18 protein-coding genes are annotated in these 16,377 nt (G+C 30.7%); 7 read left to right on the top strand and 11 right to left on the bottom strand.

All coding sequences use genetic code 11. The features are described 5' to 3' along the window. Positions 1-41: 41 nt before the first annotated feature. The gene (ciaB, locus tag AJN56_RS07755; RefSeq protein ID WP_002856266.1) at positions 42-1,874 is read right to left on the bottom strand and encodes an invasion protein CiaB; all 1,833 of its coding nucleotides are present in this window, start codon (positions 1,872-1,874) and stop codon (positions 42-44) included. Between the two features lie 61 nt (positions 1,875-1,935). Here ciaB and AJN56_RS07750 point away from each other — a divergent pair, with 61 nt between their 5' ends. Beyond that, on the top strand, positions 1,936-2,349 hold the full coding sequence (locus AJN56_RS07750) for an acyl-CoA thioesterase (protein WP_002853544.1): 414 nt from the start codon (positions 1,936-1,938) through the stop codon (positions 2,347-2,349). A 39-nt stretch (positions 2,350-2,388) separates the two neighbouring features. On the opposite strand, the gene kcuS is transcribed toward AJN56_RS07750, so the two are convergent. From kcuS to AJN56_RS07705, 9 genes are all read right to left on the bottom strand, one after another. Next, on the bottom strand, positions 2,389-2,586 hold the full coding sequence (kcuS, locus tag AJN56_RS07745; RefSeq protein WP_002867452.1) for a KCU-star family selenoprotein: 198 nt from the start codon (positions 2,584-2,586) through the stop codon (positions 2,389-2,391). Beyond that, positions 2,567-4,678, bottom strand: a complete 2,112-nt coding sequence (locus tag AJN56_RS07740) for a carbon starvation CstA family protein (protein ID WP_070246390.1) — start codon at positions 4,676-4,678, stop codon at positions 2,567-2,569. The genes kcuS and AJN56_RS07740 overlap by 20 nt, the downstream gene beginning before the upstream one ends. A 166-nt stretch (positions 4,679-4,844) precedes the next feature. Continuing rightward, entirely contained in the window at positions 4,845-5,774 is a 930-nt protein-coding gene (locus tag AJN56_RS07735; RefSeq protein WP_002856539.1) for a ribose-phosphate pyrophosphokinase, read from the bottom strand. A gap of 107 nt (positions 5,775-5,881) precedes the next feature. Continuing rightward, on the bottom strand, positions 5,882-6,541 hold the full coding sequence (locus AJN56_RS07730; RefSeq protein WP_002853290.1) for an amino acid ABC transporter permease: 660 nt from the start codon (positions 6,539-6,541) through the stop codon (positions 5,882-5,884). A gap of 10 nt (positions 6,542-6,551) precedes the next feature. Then, positions 6,552-7,304 (bottom strand): amino acid ABC transporter permease, encoded by a 753-nt coding sequence (locus AJN56_RS07725; protein WP_070246388.1) that lies wholly within the window; start codon positions 7,302-7,304, stop codon positions 6,552-6,554. A gap of 1 nt (position 7,305) precedes the next feature. After that, positions 7,306-8,085: a bifunctional adhesin/ABC transporter aspartate/glutamate-binding protein PEB1a gene (gene peb1A, locus AJN56_RS07720; protein WP_002865903.1), complete on the bottom strand. Its 780-nt coding sequence runs from the start codon at positions 8,083-8,085 to the stop codon at positions 7,306-7,308. Between the two features lie 21 nt (positions 8,086-8,106). Next, entirely contained in the window at positions 8,107-8,835 is a 729-nt protein-coding gene (locus AJN56_RS07715; protein ID WP_002865902.1) for an amino acid ABC transporter ATP-binding protein, read from the bottom strand. Positions 8,836-8,970: 135 nt separating this feature from the next. Beyond that, entirely contained in the window at positions 8,971-9,759 is a 789-nt protein-coding gene (locus AJN56_RS07710) for a CheR family methyltransferase (protein ID WP_002865901.1), read from the bottom strand. Positions 9,760-9,774: 15 nt separating this feature from the next. Beyond that, positions 9,775-10,329 carry a CheB methylesterase domain-containing protein gene (locus tag AJN56_RS07705; RefSeq protein ID WP_002855874.1) on the bottom strand — a complete coding sequence of 185 codons (555 nt, stop codon included), beginning with the start codon at positions 10,327-10,329 and terminating at the stop codon, positions 9,775-9,777. A 165-nt stretch (positions 10,330-10,494) separates the two neighbouring features. Between AJN56_RS07705 and rpiB the strand changes: the two genes are divergently transcribed. Genes rpiB through ychF form a run of 6 tightly spaced genes read left to right on the top strand, consistent with a single transcriptional unit; the run spans position 10,495 to position 14,972 of the window. Beyond that, the gene (gene rpiB / locus AJN56_RS07700; protein WP_002856024.1) at positions 10,495-10,932 is read left to right on the top strand and encodes a ribose 5-phosphate isomerase B; all 438 of its coding nucleotides are present in this window, start codon (positions 10,495-10,497) and stop codon (positions 10,930-10,932) included. Further along, on the top strand, positions 10,932-11,264 hold the full coding sequence (locus tag AJN56_RS07695) for a membrane protein (RefSeq protein WP_002853247.1): 333 nt from the start codon (positions 10,932-10,934) through the stop codon (positions 11,262-11,264). Before rpiB ends, AJN56_RS07695 begins: the two co-directional genes overlap by 1 nt. Next, on the top strand, positions 11,261-11,809 hold the full coding sequence (gene apt, locus AJN56_RS07690) for an adenine phosphoribosyltransferase (RefSeq protein ID WP_002855863.1): 549 nt from the start codon (positions 11,261-11,263) through the stop codon (positions 11,807-11,809). Before AJN56_RS07695 ends, apt begins: the two co-directional genes overlap by 4 nt. An 18-nt stretch (positions 11,810-11,827) precedes the next feature. Then, entirely contained in the window at positions 11,828-12,424 is a 597-nt protein-coding gene (locus tag AJN56_RS07685) for a DedA family protein (RefSeq protein WP_002854047.1), read from the top strand. Further along, complete coding sequence (locus AJN56_RS07680) at positions 12,421-13,872, top strand: leucyl aminopeptidase (RefSeq protein WP_002869162.1); 1,452 nt, start codon at positions 12,421-12,423, stop codon at positions 13,870-13,872. The genes AJN56_RS07685 and AJN56_RS07680 overlap by 4 nt, the downstream gene beginning before the upstream one ends. Next, positions 13,869-14,972, top strand: a complete 1,104-nt coding sequence (gene ychF, locus AJN56_RS07675) for a redox-regulated ATPase YchF (RefSeq protein ID WP_002869161.1) — start codon at positions 13,869-13,871, stop codon at positions 14,970-14,972. The genes AJN56_RS07680 and ychF overlap by 4 nt, the downstream gene beginning before the upstream one ends. Positions 14,973-14,993: 21 nt before the next feature. Here ychF and argH read toward each other — a convergent pair whose 3' ends face one another. Continuing rightward, on the bottom strand, positions 14,994-16,376 hold the full coding sequence (argH, locus tag AJN56_RS07670; RefSeq protein WP_002869160.1) for an argininosuccinate lyase: 1,383 nt from the start codon (positions 16,374-16,376) through the stop codon (positions 14,994-14,996). Position 16,377: the final 1 nt, after the last annotated feature.

Here is a 16,377-nt window from a genome sequence, read left to right as displayed (position 1 = left end):
GTAAAAAACAGCTTTTTTTAAGTTTTTTTCAAAAAACTTTATTATTTTTTCTTATATCTTTCAAATTCTCCGCTATTATCAATTTCATTACCAATTTTCTCGTATAAATCATAATAAAATTTAACAAATTCTTTACACTTAGGCATAATAGGAAGAAAAATATTATCTTCAATTTCACAAAATCTACTTAAAAACTCTTTTGCATCAAGTCTTAAAGCATAGTGTTTTGCTAATTCATGATAATTTTTTAAAGTTAGTTCTTTAAATTTTTCATAATGCCCTAAATCAAAATTTATCTTCAAATTATTATTTTCAAAAATCAATACTTCACTTTCAAAAAGCAAACTAAGATGAATAAGTCCTTCTGTATAATAAGGTCTAACTTCATCAACCCTTTGCCAAGAAATAAGTCCAATAGCTCTTTTTATAAGTTCATGAAAAACAGGCATTATCAAGTCATCTTGTTCATGATAAAAGAAATTTATAAGTCCACCTGTAGTAGCTTTATATTCTTCTATATTTTTAAAAAAACCACTCTGATTCATTGTTTTTTCGGTATCATTAGCAATAAAAAATATATGACCAAATTCATGGCCTATAGTTGATACTTCATAAACCCTTTTCCAAATTTTTTCCTGATAAAATAAAATATTTCTTCCAAAATCCAAAAATTCTTTATCAAAAACCTCGCTAGAAATTTTCATAAAAGGCTTTGTTTTAGCATTTTCATATACAAAATTTATAAAGGCAAATATTTTTTTGCCCGCCTTAGAACTTACAAACTCATCATTTGGAACGACTTGAGCTGAGAATAAACCTTTAAGTTCAGCACCATAAAATATCATCGGAGTGCAAATATAAAGTTGAGTTTTTTCTATATTAGATAAAACTTCTTTTTCTAATTCACAATCTTCAAGTCCTATATTTTTATAAACATGTTCAAAACTTTCCTTAATTTCACTACCAAATTTCAAAACATCAAAATCATTTTCATCTTCTATTCTTATATCCCATTCTAATGCCACCGCATGAGTATAATTATCTTCATAATATTCTAAAGGATGTCCCACTTGTAAAGGTGATTTTACTTTCATCCAAGCAAATTCAGCTTCTTGCCAAGCTTTTATAACCCTATCTTCATCTTTTTCACAAAACGCTAATTTTAATTTTTCAAAATATTCTATATAAGCTTTTTCCTCTTTGCTGCTAGCAAATATTTTAAGCTGATCAATCATATTTTCAAAAGCAAATTCTAATTTTAAAATTTCATTCTCGAAAAATCTCGCATAAGGAACAAATTTCCATAAATTTCCTATTCTAACTAAAACACCATAGCTTCGCTCACAAATTTCTCCTTCTGGAGTTTTTTGATATAAATGATTTTTACGTAAAAATTCCATTGCATCATCTAAATTTGGGAATTGAGTAGATAAAATTTTATTATTTTTTTCTATAATTTCTTTAGTCCAAGAAATTTCAAAAATATTCATAATTAAACCTATATTATGCACTCCTTGTATTAAAGACTGATAAAAATTATTTAAAAGTTTTTTCTCTTTTATTTCATTAATTAAATTTTGATGTTCTTTTTCATAAAACTTTCTAACCTCTTCATAGAACTTATGTTTTAACTCTATAATCTTATCTTCCTTAAAGTTGTTTTTTTTCCACTCTTGAACTAAATTTTCTTCTTTTAAATCAATCAAACGCCTAAGTATGGCTAGCATAGTTGTTTTATCTTGTTTTAACTCACTTAAAGAAATCAAAGATCTAAAATACTCGCTCACATCTTCTTTGTCTAAAAACTCATATAACGCATTATTTCTTTCTTTGTATTTTCTAACCAATTTAGCTATTTCTTTAAAATTATTCATACTTTTATTCTCCTTTTTAACTTTTTTAATTATAATTCATTTTTTAAAATAAGGAGTAAAAATGAGAGATATGGGAGAACCAAAATTAAAAATTGTAGCTATGCCAAGTGACACAAATCCAGCAGGAAATATTTTTGGCGGATGGATACTTTCACAAATCGATTTAGCAGGAGCTATCGCAGCAAGAGAACTTTCTCCTGAACGCGTTGTAACCATCTCTATGGATAAAGTAGTTTTTAAAGAACCTGTTTTTATAGGCGATATAATTTCTTGTTACTCTAAAGTTGTAAATGTGGGCAACACTTCAATCAGCGTTGAAGTAGAAGTCACAGCTCAAAGGGTGGATTCTCAAGGTTGTACTTCTTGCATTAATGTAACTTCGGCTTTAGTAACTTATGTAAGTGTTACAAGAGATGGAAAGAAAAAGCCTATTAGTGAAGAACTTAAAAGAATTCATGGCTTTTTAAATGCTTAAAGCTTATTTTGTATGATAAAACTTTATCCTTTAAGCTTATCAGCATTTATTTAAACCGCCACTATTATATTTTTTATCTAGACATTCTTTGAAAAATTCCCCTCTGGTTTTTGGAATTTTTCCTGGATGTTTTTGTTTCATGTGTTCTAAATACTTATCATAACTAGAAAGTCCCACCAAGGGATGAAAAAACCTTTCGGCTTTTTCATAATAATACTTAAATTTTTTGAAATTCATCAATCTTAATATACTTAGTTTCTTTAAGAGGAATTTTAATTTTACCTAAACAAATTCCTATACAAGAAATTATAACAAGCAAAGTAGCTATCATAAAGAACACACAAAGAATTGCATTAAGTAAATTTCCAACTTTATTTTGAGTGGCTATTGAAATTTCTTTTTTAATTGTAGAAATTTCTTTTTCATCTTTAGTATTATTTAATTTAAATTCTAAATCTTTAATTTTTTGACTTTGTATGCTAACGGCGGCTACATGACTTACCGCATTTGCTACTTTATTGCCTTCTTCATAAGGCATAATTTTTTGAATTCCTCCATACAGAGTTGCCACTAAGACAAATACCGCAGGTACTAAAGTAACCCAAGCATATCTTGCCTTGCCCATTTTTACAAGTATAGTTGTAGCAAGAAGCAAAGCCATACCCGCAAGCATTTGATTACTCACGCCAAAAAGAGGCCAAAGCGTATAAATTCCTCCCTTAGGATCAATGGCACCTTGATAAAGAAAATATCCCCAACCTGCAACACTTAAAGCCGTAGCCAAAAGTCCAGCTGGATAATTATGAATATCTCCTAAAGGTTTATAAACATTACCCAATATATCTTGCACCATAAAACGACAAGCCCTTGTCCCAGCATCCACCGCTGTTAAAATAAATAAAGCTTCAAACAATATAGCAAAATGATACCAAAAAGCCATCAAATCCACGCCGCCAAAAAGTTCATGCAAGATCAAAGCTACACCTATAGCAAAAGTTGGAGCTCCACCTGTTCTTGAAAGTATAGTATGCTCTCCTATATTTGCGGTTAAAGTAGTAATTTCTTCAGGAGTAATACTAAATCCCCAACTTGAAATGGTTTGTGCTACATTTACAACATCTGTTCCTATCAAAGCAGAGCTTGAGTTTATAGCAAAATAAAGACCTGGATGTAAAATACAAGTACAAATTAAAGCCATAATCGCCACAGCGCTTTCAGCAAGCATAGAGCCATATCCAACAGCCAAAGCATGAGTTTCGTTTTCAAGCATTTTAGGAGTAGTTCCACTAGAAATCAAAGCATGAAAACCACTGATCGCACCACAAGCAATGGTAATAAATAAAAATGGAAACACTCCACCTGCAAATACTGGACCTGTTCCATCAAAATACTGAGTATTTGCTTTTGGCATTTGTAAATCAGGAGCAACCAAAACAATAGCTACAGCCATTACCACAATAACACCGATTTTCAAAAAAGTTGAAAGATAATCTCTTGGAGCAAGTAAAAACCACACAGGTAAAACAGAAGCAATAAAACCATAAGCCATCATAACAATTGCCAAAGTTGGAGCTTCTAAAGTAAATATTTTAGCCCAATAAGGATCAGCAGCTATAACGCTACCATAATGAATAGCCAAAATTAAAAGCACAAAACCTATTATAGAAGCCTCCCCTACTCTACCTGGACGGATAAAACGCATATAAATTCCCATAAATATTGCTATAGGAATAGTCATTGCGATAGTAAATAAACCCCATGGAGATTCTGCTAAAGCTTTTACAACCACCATAGCTAAAATGGCAATAATAATAAGCATAATGCCAAAAATCGCCACCATAGCAACTCCACCTGTAAATTTACCCATCTCATCCTTAATCATCTCGCCAAGACTTCTACCTTTTCTACGAGTAGATATAAAAAGAACAACAAAATCATGCACAGCACCTGCTAAAACTCCTCCTACTAAAATCCAAAGCATAGAAGGCAAATACCCCATTTGAGCGGCCAAGATAGGTCCTACTAATGGACCTGCTCCTGCAATAGCAGCAAAATGATGTCCAAATAATACAGCTTTATTTGTAGGCACAAAATCACGCCCATCATTTTCTACAAGTGCTGGTGTTGCACGATTTTTATCAAGTTCTAAAACCTTATAAGCTACAAAACGCCCATAAAATCTATATCCTATCATATAAATACATACAGCAGCAACCACCAAATAAATCGCTGATACACTTTCGCCATTTTGTAAAGCTAAATAACCAAAACAAATAGCGCCTAAAGTTGCAACAAACAACCATAAAATTTTAGTACTTAACTGAGTCATATTTCTCCTAAGAAAATAAAATATTTTCAAAGAATAGCAGATTTATAGATTAAATTGTATAGAAAGATGTTTAGTTTTTTCACATTTTTAAAAAAATATATGTTTTTTGTTTCTTTAAGTAGCATAAAAATGAAAAGCTTAAAAATAATCTTTAAGCTTTTTTAATCTAAATAAAGAGAGAATTTACACTTTCGTTATGATAAACACGACGTATTACTTCAGCAAAAACAGGTGTAACGCTTAATACTTTAATATTTGGTAATTGCTCTTTTAAAGGTATAGTATCTGTTACCACAAGCTCATCTAAAGCTCCACTTGCTATTCTCTCATAGGCTTTTCCACTTAAAACTGCATGAGTACAGCAAGCCATAACAGATTTTGCACCTTTTTCTTTTAAAGCTTCCGCGGCTTTAACTATAGTGCCAGCAGTATCAATAATATCATCCACTAAGATAACTTCTTTATCTTTTACATCTCCAATGATATTCATTACTTCACTTTCATTGGCTTTTTCACGACGCTTATCAACTATAACTATATCAAGTCCTAAATGCTTTGCAACACTCCTAGCTCTTGCAACACCCCCTATATCTGGACTTCCTATAATAGCATTTTTAAAATGTTTGGCTTTAATGTAATCATTAAAAACTATACTTCCATAAAGATTATCTACTGGAATATCAAAAAAACCCTGAATTTGTCCTGCATGCAAATCTATCGTAGCTACGCGATCAATCCCAGCTGCTTGAATCAAATTAGCCACAAGTTTAGCAGTAATTGGCACTCTAGGATTTGCTTTTCTATCTTGTCTCGCATAGCCAAAATATGGGATAATAGCCGTAATTGAATTTGCACTTGAGCGACGCAAAGCATCTGTAAGAATTAAAAGTTCCATTAAATTATCGTTTGTAGGAGCGCAAGTACTTTGAATAATAAAAACATCCTTTCCGCGTACACTCTCATCAATTTGAACGCTAATCTCTCCATCACTAAACCGCTTTACTCCAGCATCACTTAAAGGCAGGGAGAGATATTTAGAAACTTGTCTTGCAAATTCGACATTAGCTGAGCCTGAAAAAATTTTATAACCTCGCATAAAAAACCTTAATCAATAAAATTATGAATTAATACAAAAGATTTTAATAAAAAAAATGTTAAAAACTGCTGTAAATTTAAAAAGCTTATATAAAAATATAAGCTTTTTTAAGAAATGTAAGCTGTCTTTTTGGCATAATATCTTACCAGCATAGAAAGCGAAAAACATATTATAAAATAAATTCCCGCAACAACACCTATCATCGCTAAAATTTCTTCAAAACTTGTTAGTTTTGCCAATATAGTTTTTGAATTATAAGTAAGTTCAGCTATACCTAAACCCGCTAAATAAGCTGTATCCTTTACAGTGGTTACAATTTGAGATAATAAAGCAGGTATTATTTTTCTAAAAGTTTGTGGTAAAATAATATAAAAAAGAGTAAAAAATTTACCAAAACCTTGAGAATAAGCTGCTTCAAACTGACCTTTTGGTATAGAATTTAATCCACCTCTAATAATTTCAGCCATAACCGAACTCGTATAAAGTGAAAATCCTATAGTACCCCAAAAAGCTTGAGGAAATTGTCCAAAAAATACAGGTAGAACAAAACAAGCTGCAAGCATCCATAATAATAAAGGAGTATTTCTAAAAATATCTATATAGCAAGCTGCTAAAAATTTACTTAATCTATCCCCATAATTTTTAGTTATAGCTAAAAAAGTTCCAAAAACAATCGAAATAATACAAGTTGCTAAGGCTATTTTTAATGTCAGAAATAAACCTTGCATTAAAAATTCAATATTTTGTGCATTAAAAACATTTTCCATTAACAACCCTTTATCTCGTTAAATATGCTTTTTTTAATTTATTTTCATAAGCCTTTGCAAAATAAGCCAAAGGATAACAAATTATAAAATATAAAACCGCTGCAAATATATAAGCTGGCGCATAATTTCCATAATCAGCTGCATAACTATCAGCAGAATGCATTAACTCAGCTCCACCTACAATAAGCAATACAGAGGTATTTTTGATTAAATTTACCATTTGATTTGTCATCGGTGGTAAAATAATTCTAATGGTTTGAGGTACTATAATATAACGCATTTGTTGAATATAAGTAAACCCTTGAGAAGCAGAAGCTTCAAACTGACCTCTTGGCACAGCCAAAATTCCACTTCTAACCACCTCGCTTACATAAGCTCCGTGATAAGCTCCAACACCCAATACACCAATAGTAAATATATCAAGTCTTATACCTAAAACAGGCAAGGCATAAAACAAAAAGAAAATTTGTATTACCAAAGGAACATTTTGAAAAAGCTCTACGTAAATTCTAGTGTAGGCTCTGATAATTTTAAATCTACTTGTAGCCATAACTCCGCCTATAGTTCCAAAAATTGTAGCTATAAGCAAAGCAAGAATGCTTACTTCTAAAGTATAAATAAAACCATTAATAAAAGCATCTTTATTATCCAAAGCATCTAAAAATTTCCATACCGCAAAAGGGCTTATACTATTTTCATCATATAAACCCCAAGAAGTAAGAATTTGTCTTAAATGTTCAACAAAACCTACACTTTCATTCATATTATAAACCCCATTTTTTCGCTAAAGCATCAATTTCATTTTTATGTTCTTTTACAAAATCATCAACATATTTTGCAAAAGCTGGATCATCTTTTTTGGTTACAATACCATAACTTTGTGGTTCAAAACTATCTGGCAAAATTTCACTTTTATCATCCACATAGCCTAACAATATTGATTTGTCTACAGAAAACGCATCAACTCTTTTAGCATCTAAAGCAGCTTTTATACTTGGATAATCAGGAAATTCACTAAATTTAACATCAATACCAATTTTTTTAGCAGCTTCACCTATAGCTTTTTTTGTAGTTGCAGCTTGAGCCACTCCAATATTTGCACCTTTCATATCAGCTAAAGATTTATAATTTTTTTCTTTTAAAACCAAAAGCCCTATAGCATCTTGATAATAAGGCTCTGAGAAATTATAAATTCTTTTTCTCTCTGGAGTAATAGTAAAAGTTGCTATCACTGCATCTACACTGCCATTATCAAGCAAAGGGCCTCTTGTTTTAGCATTAACTGCAACTAGTTTTATTTTTTTATCATCACCTAATATACTTTTAGCTAGTAATTTGGCAACATCTACTTCAAAACCTTTAATTTCACCTGTTGCTTGATCAAGCAAAGCATAATGCGGAACATCATTTTTAACACCAACTATTAATTGTCCTTTAGATTTAATAGACTCAAGTTTACCTTCTGCTGCATTAGCATTGCTAAATGCAACACAAGCACCTAGAGCAAAAACTGCCAACTTTAATAAAGATTTTCTAAAAACCATTTTTTCTCCTTTCAATTTTGGTTAATTTTTAAGAATTTTCCCTAAAAAGAGTCGCGCTCTTTCGGTTTTTGGATTTGAGAAAAATTCACTAGGAATATTTTCTTCCACAATAGCACCATCTTCCATAAAAATAATCCTATCTGCTACTTCTTTTGCAAAACCCATTTCGTGTGTAACAACCACCATGGTAGTATTGCTTTGATGTGAAATTTCTTTCATTACATCTAAAACCTCTTGTATGGTTTCTGGATCAAGGGCTGAAGTAGGTTCATCAAATAAAATATAGGGTTTTTTAGTACAAAGTGATCTTGCTATAGCAACGCGTTGTTGTTGTCCGCCTGAAAGGGTTGCTGGATAAACATTTGCTTTATCCACTAAACCTACGACTTTTAAATACTTAAAAGCTGTTTCTTCAGCTTCTTTTTTAGATTTTTTTTGAAGTTTCATTGGAGCTAAGGTCAAATTTTGCAAAACCGTCATATGTGGATATAAATTAAAATGCTGAAAAACCATTGCACAATATTTTCGACAAATTTCAATTTTATTTTTATGATTTAAAACAAGATTGTTAACTACGACCTCGCCTGAACTAACTTCTTCAAGCCCATTCATGCAACGGATAGTTGTACTTTTTCCACTTCCACTTGGACCTATAATAACAAGCTTCTCACCTTCTTTAACAGAAAGATTAATATTCTTTAGAACATGATGAGTTCCGTAGTATTTGTTTACATTTTTTAATTCAATCAAGTTTTTTCCTTTATTTTTAACTAAATATAAAATTAATTAAAATTATTTTATCATTAAATAAAGAAAACTACTTCAAAATGTAACTTATTTTTACTAATAAATTTCTAAAGTGTAACTTTTAGTAATTTTTAGAATTTATACTTTTTCATAGTAAACACCTCTTGGAGAGAAAATCTTTTTAAAATAAATAGTCTCCGGAATTAAATCAGCATTGCCAACATAAAGCCTTCCTTTATCATTTAAAATTCTATGAAATCTCTCCATAAGTTTTAGTTTTGATTCATGATCAAAATAAATAATCATATTTCTAGAAGCTATAATATCAAATTTTCCCAATCTTGAAAATTTTTCTTCAAAAACATTGCAAAGTTCAAATTTACAAGTACAAAGCTCATTTTTATTAATAGTATAAAATTTATCTTCGCTTTCTAAAAAAAACCTTCTTTTTTCACTCTCGCTCAATCGCTGTAAAGTTCTTCCTTGATATTTTCCAAGTTTTGCTTTTTCAATCACGCTTGAATTAATATCAATGCCTAAAATATACATATCTTTAATAAAATTCTGTGCAGCCAATAATGCCAAAGAATATACCTCTTCTCCACTTGAACAAGGGGCGCTTAGGATATTTACTCTCTTTTCTAAGCTTTTGGCATAATAAATTATTTCTTTCAATTGAGCCAATTCTCTTAAAAAATAAGTTTCACCTATGGTTACAAAATCTAAAGTTTCTTGTTTAAGTTGTCTATTGCTTTTTAATTTTCCCAAAAATTCGGAAAAATTTTTAGTATTAGTTCCTTCAAGAAATTTATTCAACTTTAAAGCTAGTATATTTTTTTTATCGGTTAAATCAATACCGCTCATTTCGTTGATAATTTTTATAAATTCATTAAGTTCTAATTCGCTAGGAGTTATTTTTTTTTCCATGCAATTTTCCTTTTATTAATCCTGATCAATAAAATTTACAATTTCTTTTTTAATTTCTTTTAAGCTCATAGGTTTTAAATGTGGATTCATATCTTTTGCTCTTTTTGGCATACCATAAACGACGCTATCTGCTTCATTCTCGCATAAACATCTAACTCCTGTTTTATAAAGCTCAAATAAACCTTTTGCGCCATCATCTCCCATGCCCGTTAAAATAATAGCAAGTATTTTATTTGTTTTTGCCAAAGAAACAGCGGAATGAAAAAGTAAATCCACACTCGGTTTAAAGCTTGAAGCCACATCTTGCCAAGCGGCTACAATATTTAAATTTCCAGATAAAATAGTATTTTTAGGGCAAATATAAATTTTATTGCTTAATATCTCTTTATCATTCAATAAGCACACTTCACTAAAAGCTTCTTTATTAAATTGCCCCACAAAAGATGGAATAAAACTGGCACTCATGTGTTGAGCTATAACTACACAAGTATTTTTTATATCAATATCCTTTAAAAGAAATTTAAGCTGATTAGGACCACCTGTTGAAGATCCTATGAGTATGAGCTTCATTTTCTTCTCCCCTTAATTTATTGAAATTTTATTTTTCTTGTCACGTAATTCTAACATATATAAAGAAAAATAAAGCTTATTTTTAAAAAAAGAAAAGCTGTTTTTATGATTTAATATGATAAGATTAGGTTTTTATCTTATTTTATATAGTAATGTAGGAAACCAATGCTTAGGGAAAAAATTTATATTGCTAGTGATCATGCTGGTTTTGAATTAAAAGAAAAAATTTGCGTATTTTTAAAAGAAAAAAATATAATTTTTAACGATTTAGGAACAAACACTTGCGCAAGCTGCGATTATCCTGATTATGCACATTTACTTGCCGAAAAAATAGACGAACGAAGCTTTGGCATTCTTATTTGTGGAAGTGGAATTGGAATTTCTATTGCAGCAAATCGTCATAAAAACATTCGTTGTGCATTATGTCATGAAAGCTTAAGTGCAGAACTTGCAAGAAGGCATAATGATGCCAATGTTTTGGCATTAGGCGGAAGATTAATCGGGGTTGAATTAGCTATAGATATTATAGAAAAATTCATTCAAACTCCTTTTGAAGAAGGGAGACATATGCAAAGAATTCAAAAAATTGAGGTAAAAATATAATGTTTACAAACTGGCTTGTTTTAACTATATTGATTTGTGCAACTATCTATCTTATTGTAATGTTGTTTTACTATAAAACTCTACTTAATAAAGAAAAAACATCAAAAGATTTTATCAAAAACAATCTTGATGATACTGAGATTGTCATTAGAAAACTACAAATTCAACTTCAAAGAAGTCTTGGAAATATAGATATACTCACAGAAGAACTTAATAAAATCAAAGCAGACCTTACATCTTTAAGAACTAGAAATTCTCAATATCGTTTGGAAAATGACAAACTAAGACAAAGAATTAAAGAATTAGAAGCAAAAATCGAGGCATTATTATGATAAAACTAACACAAGAAGAACAAAAATACCTGTTTGATAGCATTAGGATTATTCCTGATTTTCCAAAAAAAGGAATTATTTTTAGAGATATTACCACTCTACTAAATAACAAAGAGGCTTTAAATTTTCTACTTAAACATTTAAAAGAACGCTACAAAGATTACAATCTAGACTTCATAGCAGGAACAGAAAGCAGAGGATTTATCTTTGCATCTATGATTTGTGCAAAACTTAATCTTCCTTTTGTGCCTATTAGAAAACCTGGAAAACTCCCTTTTGAAACCTTTAGCTGCGAATACGATCTTGAATATGGCAGCGATAAAGTAGAACTTCATAAAGATGCATTTAAAAATATTCAAAATGCAAGAGTTTTACTTGTAGATGATTTAATAGCAACTGGCGGAACAGCTATAGCTTCATATGAACTCATTCAAAAAGCTGGAGCAAAATGTGTTGAAGCTTGTTTTTTAATGAATCTTAAAGATTTAAATGGAGCAAATAAACTTGAAAAACTTACTTCAGTTTATAGTGTTTTAGAAATTTAAAACTATAGAAAGGTACAAATGGAAGAATTTTTAAAAAATTTACTTTACCAATACAAAGATCTAGCTTATATTATTATTTTTTTATGGTGTATTTTAGAAGGAGAGTTAGCTTTAATTTTAGCAGGTATTTTTGCCCATCAAGGACATGTAAATTTAGGCTTTGTTATATTTATAGCAGGTCTTGGCGGTTTTGTAGGCGATCAAATTTATTTCTATATAGGAAGATATAATAAACGCTACATACAAAAAAAATTAAAAACTCAAAGGCGTAAATTTGCAGTAGCACACCTACTTTTACAACGTTTTGGTTGGCCTATTATTTTTATACAACGCTATATGTATGGCTTTAGAACCATTATACCTATGAGTATAGGAATCACGCGTTATAGTGCAAAAAAATTTGCTATTATCAATCTTTTTAGTGCTTGGGTTTGGGCATCAATCACTATACTTTTAGCTTGGTATTTTGGAGAACAAATTTGGAAGATGGTGACTTGGGCTGAAGAACATTGGTATTATGCAGCCATTATTATTATAGCTTTTTTATCCCTTTTATTATTTGGTTTTAAACAAATGGAAAAAGCTATACTTAAAGATAAAAGGAAAAAATCATGAAATTTGAATTAAACGATAAAAAACTAGATGCTATAAAAGCAGACTTTGAACTTGTTTTTATACAGGATAAAAATTTAAAAAATTTCAACAAAGAAAAAGATTTTTTTAAACTTAATAATTACAAAGGCGAAGGTGTTTTATTGGACTTAAACAATAAAAAGCTTTATTTAGAGCTTAAAAGTCTGGCTTATGAGGATATAAGATTAAGTCTTTGCACAGCATATAAAACTCTTGAGAAACTTAATATTAAAAGCGTAAAACTTTCTAGCATAATAGGAGATTGTGTAGTTAGAAGTTTTGCATCTTTAGTTGAAGGCGTACTTTTTGGAGCTTATAAATTTGACAAATATAAAAGTGAGAAAAAAACAAGTACTTTAGAAAGATTTATTATTTCAAGCGAAGAATTAAATGGTAAGAAATTTAATAAAGATGAAGCTAAGATAGGTTTAGAGCGTGGAGAAATTTTAGCCAATGCTACAAATTTTACCAAAAATATAGTCAATGAAATTCCTGAAATTTACACCCCTTTAAAAATGGCAGAAGATGCACAAAATTTAGCTAAAGAAAATAAAAACATCACTTGTAAAATTTATGATGAAAAATTTTTAGCTAAAGAAAAAATGAATGCCTTTTTAGCAGTAAATCGCGCCTCGGTACACCCACCACGCCTCATTCATCTAAGCTATAAAGCCAAAAATGCAAAAAAATGTGTTGTATTTGTTGGAAAAGGCTTAACTTACGATAGCGGTGGATTAAGCTTAAAACCAGCTGATTTTATGCTTACAATGAAAGCTGATAAAAGCGGTGCAGCAGCAGCAATGGGAATCATAAAAGCCGTAGCCGAACTTGCTTTAGATTTAGAAGTGCATTGTATTTTAGGTGCAACTGAAAATATGATAGGTGGCAATGCTTACAAACCCGATGATATTTTAATCAGTCGCGAAGGTATAAGCATAGAAGTAAGAAATACAGATGCAGAAGGACGCTTAGTTTTAGCTGATTGCCTTTCTTTTGCACAGGATTTAAAACCTGATTTACTTATCGATATGGCAACTCTTACTGGAGCTTGTGTTATAGGACTTGGAGAATTTACAAGTGCTATTATGGGAAATAATGAAGAATTGCAAAATGATTTTTATCTAAGCTCTAAAAAAAGTGGAGAATATACTACAATCTTACACTTCAACCCTCACTTAAGAGAACTTATAAAATCAAATATTGCCGATGTTAGCAACACTGCCTCTAGTCGCTACGGAGGTGCAATTACCGCAGGATTATTTTTAGATAAATTTATTCGTAAAGAATATAAAGACAAATGGCTACATCTTGACATAGCAGGACCTGCTTATACAGAAAAATCTTGGGGATATTCTAGTTTTGGCGCAGGTGGAGCTGGAGTTAGAATGTGCGTTAATTATTTAATTCAAATTTTAAGGAAAGCTAAATGAGTTTAAGTGTAGGTATAGTAGGACTTCCAAATGTTGGCAAATCAACGACTTTTAATGCTTTAACTAAAGCACAAAATGCCCAAAGCGCAAACTATCCTTTCTGCACCATAGAGCCTAATAAAGCCATGGTTGAAGTTCCTGATTTAAGACTTAATGAACTTGCTAAAATAGTAAAACCTGAAAGAATTATGCATTCTTTAATAGAATTTGTAGATATCGCTGGGCTTGTTAAAGGTGCAAGTAAAGGAGAAGGCTTGGGAAATAAATTTCTTTCAAATATACGTGAAACTGAGGTTATTTTGCATATAGTACGTTGTTTTGATGAAGAAAATATTACCCATGTTGAAGGTGGAGTTGATCCTTTACGTGATATAGAAATTATCAATACAGAGCTTATTTTAGCAGATATTGAGCAACTTAGTAAAAAAATAGAAAAACTCACCAAAGAAGCCAAAGCTAATCAAAAGGGCGCTAAAGAAAGTCTCGAACTTGCAAATTCCTTACTTGATCATTTAAACAAAGGCTTAGCTGCAAGCTCTTACCCTGAAAAAGAAAGTGAAATTTATCAAGCCTTAATTAAAGAATTAAGACTGCTTTCTGCTAAAGAAGTGATTTATGGTGCAAATGTTGATGAAAATGGTATTAGTGAAGATAATGATTATGTAAAAGCTTTAAAAGAATATGCTAAAAAAAATGATCATGAAGTTATCAAGCTTTGTGCAAAAATCGAAGAAGAATTAGTAGGATTAAGCGATGAAGAAAGTCATGAATTTTTAAGTTCTCTAGGAGTTAACGAAAGCGGTCTTGATCAAATCATACGCACTGCTTTTGCTAAGCTTGGACTGATCAGTTATTTTACCGCTGGTGTAGTTGAAGTGCGTTCTTGGACAATCAAAAAAGGCTGGAAAGCACCAAAAGCAGCAAGTGTAATTCACAATGACTTTGAAAAAGGCTTTATAAAAGCTGAAGTTATTTCCTATGAAGATTATATCCAATACAAAGGCGAAAATGGCGCCAAAGAAGCAGGAAAGCTACGCCTTGAAGGAAAAGACTATATCGTTTTAGATGGCGATGTAATGCATTTTAGATTCAATGTTTAGGCAAAATAGCCTAAATAATATTTATAAATTTTGAATAAAACCTTCCAAAATTTGAATTTGCTTTTCTACGCTTGCAATAGAACTTGAGCCTTCACTTTGCTTAGAATTTAAAGAAAATTCAAAATTTAAAAGTTCCATAGCTTTTTCATCAAATACAGGATCTATTTTTGAAAGATCTTTAATTTCACTTATATCAATGCCTTGTACTTCAGCTTGTGCAACAACATTTCCCACTATAAAATGTGCTTTTCTAAAAGGAATATTTTTTTCACGCACCAAATAATCTGCCAAATCGGTAGCCAACATATGACCTTTTTTACAAGCATTAAGCATATTTTCTTTGTTGATTTGTATTTCTTTTAACATTGCATTTAAGATAATTAAGCTATCTTTAGCGGTTTTTACACTATCAAAAATCCCCTCTTTATCTTCTTGCATATCTTTATTATAAGCTAAAGGTAAAGCTTTCATTATAGTTAAAAGAGAAATTAAATTTCCATAAACACGCCCTGTTTTTCCACGTATAAGCTCACAAACATCGGGATTTTTTTTCTGAGGCATAATAGAACTTCCCGTTGAAAAACTATCACTTATGGTTATAAAAGAAAATTCTGAGCTTGAAAATAAAATCATTTCCTCACAAAGTCTTGAAGTGTGTGTAAAAATAACTGCTATATCATAAAGCAAATCAAGAGCAAAATCCCTATCACTCACTCCATCCATAGCATTTGGCATAATATCTTTAAATCCTAAAATTTTAGCACTCAACTCACGATTGGTAGCATAGCTTGTTCCTGCACATGCACAAGATCCAAGTGGCAAAAAGTCTGCAAGTTCTAGGCTATTTTGCAAACGCTTAACATCTCGCATTAACATAAAAGCATAAGCTAAAATATAAAAAGAAAAACTCACAGGCTGAGCGTGTTGTAAATGTGTAAAGCTTGGCATAATAGTTTTTTTATGCACTTTAGCATATTCGAGCATGGTTTGAATCAATTCTTTTAAAAGCTTTATAAGTTCAATATGAGATTTTTTTACAAAAAGTTTAAAATCAGTAGCCACTTGGTCATTTCTACTTCTTGCAGTATGAAGTCTTCCACCAATTTCACTGCCTATGATCTCGCTTAAACGCTTTTCTATAGCCATATGTATATCTTCATCTTTGATATCAAAAACAAATTTACCTTGCTCTATTTCACTTTTAACTTGTTCTAAGCCTTTTATAATAGCATCTAATTCTTCTTTTTTTAAAATACCACAACTTTCAAGCATTGTAGCATGCGCTATAGATCCTTGTATATCTTCATTAAACAAAGTTTTATCTACATTTAAACTCGCATTAAATTCTTTTAAAAGCTCATCGCTTGCACTGCTAAAGCGTCCTGACCACATTTCATTTTTCATT

It is taken from the genome of Campylobacter sp. BCW_4319 (assembly GCF_001764435.1).
In the GTDB taxonomy this organism is placed as follows: Bacteria; Campylobacterota; Campylobacteria; order Campylobacterales; family Campylobacteraceae; genus Campylobacter_D; species Campylobacter_D jejuni.
This window is presented reverse-complemented; position numbering and strand designations above follow the sequence as displayed.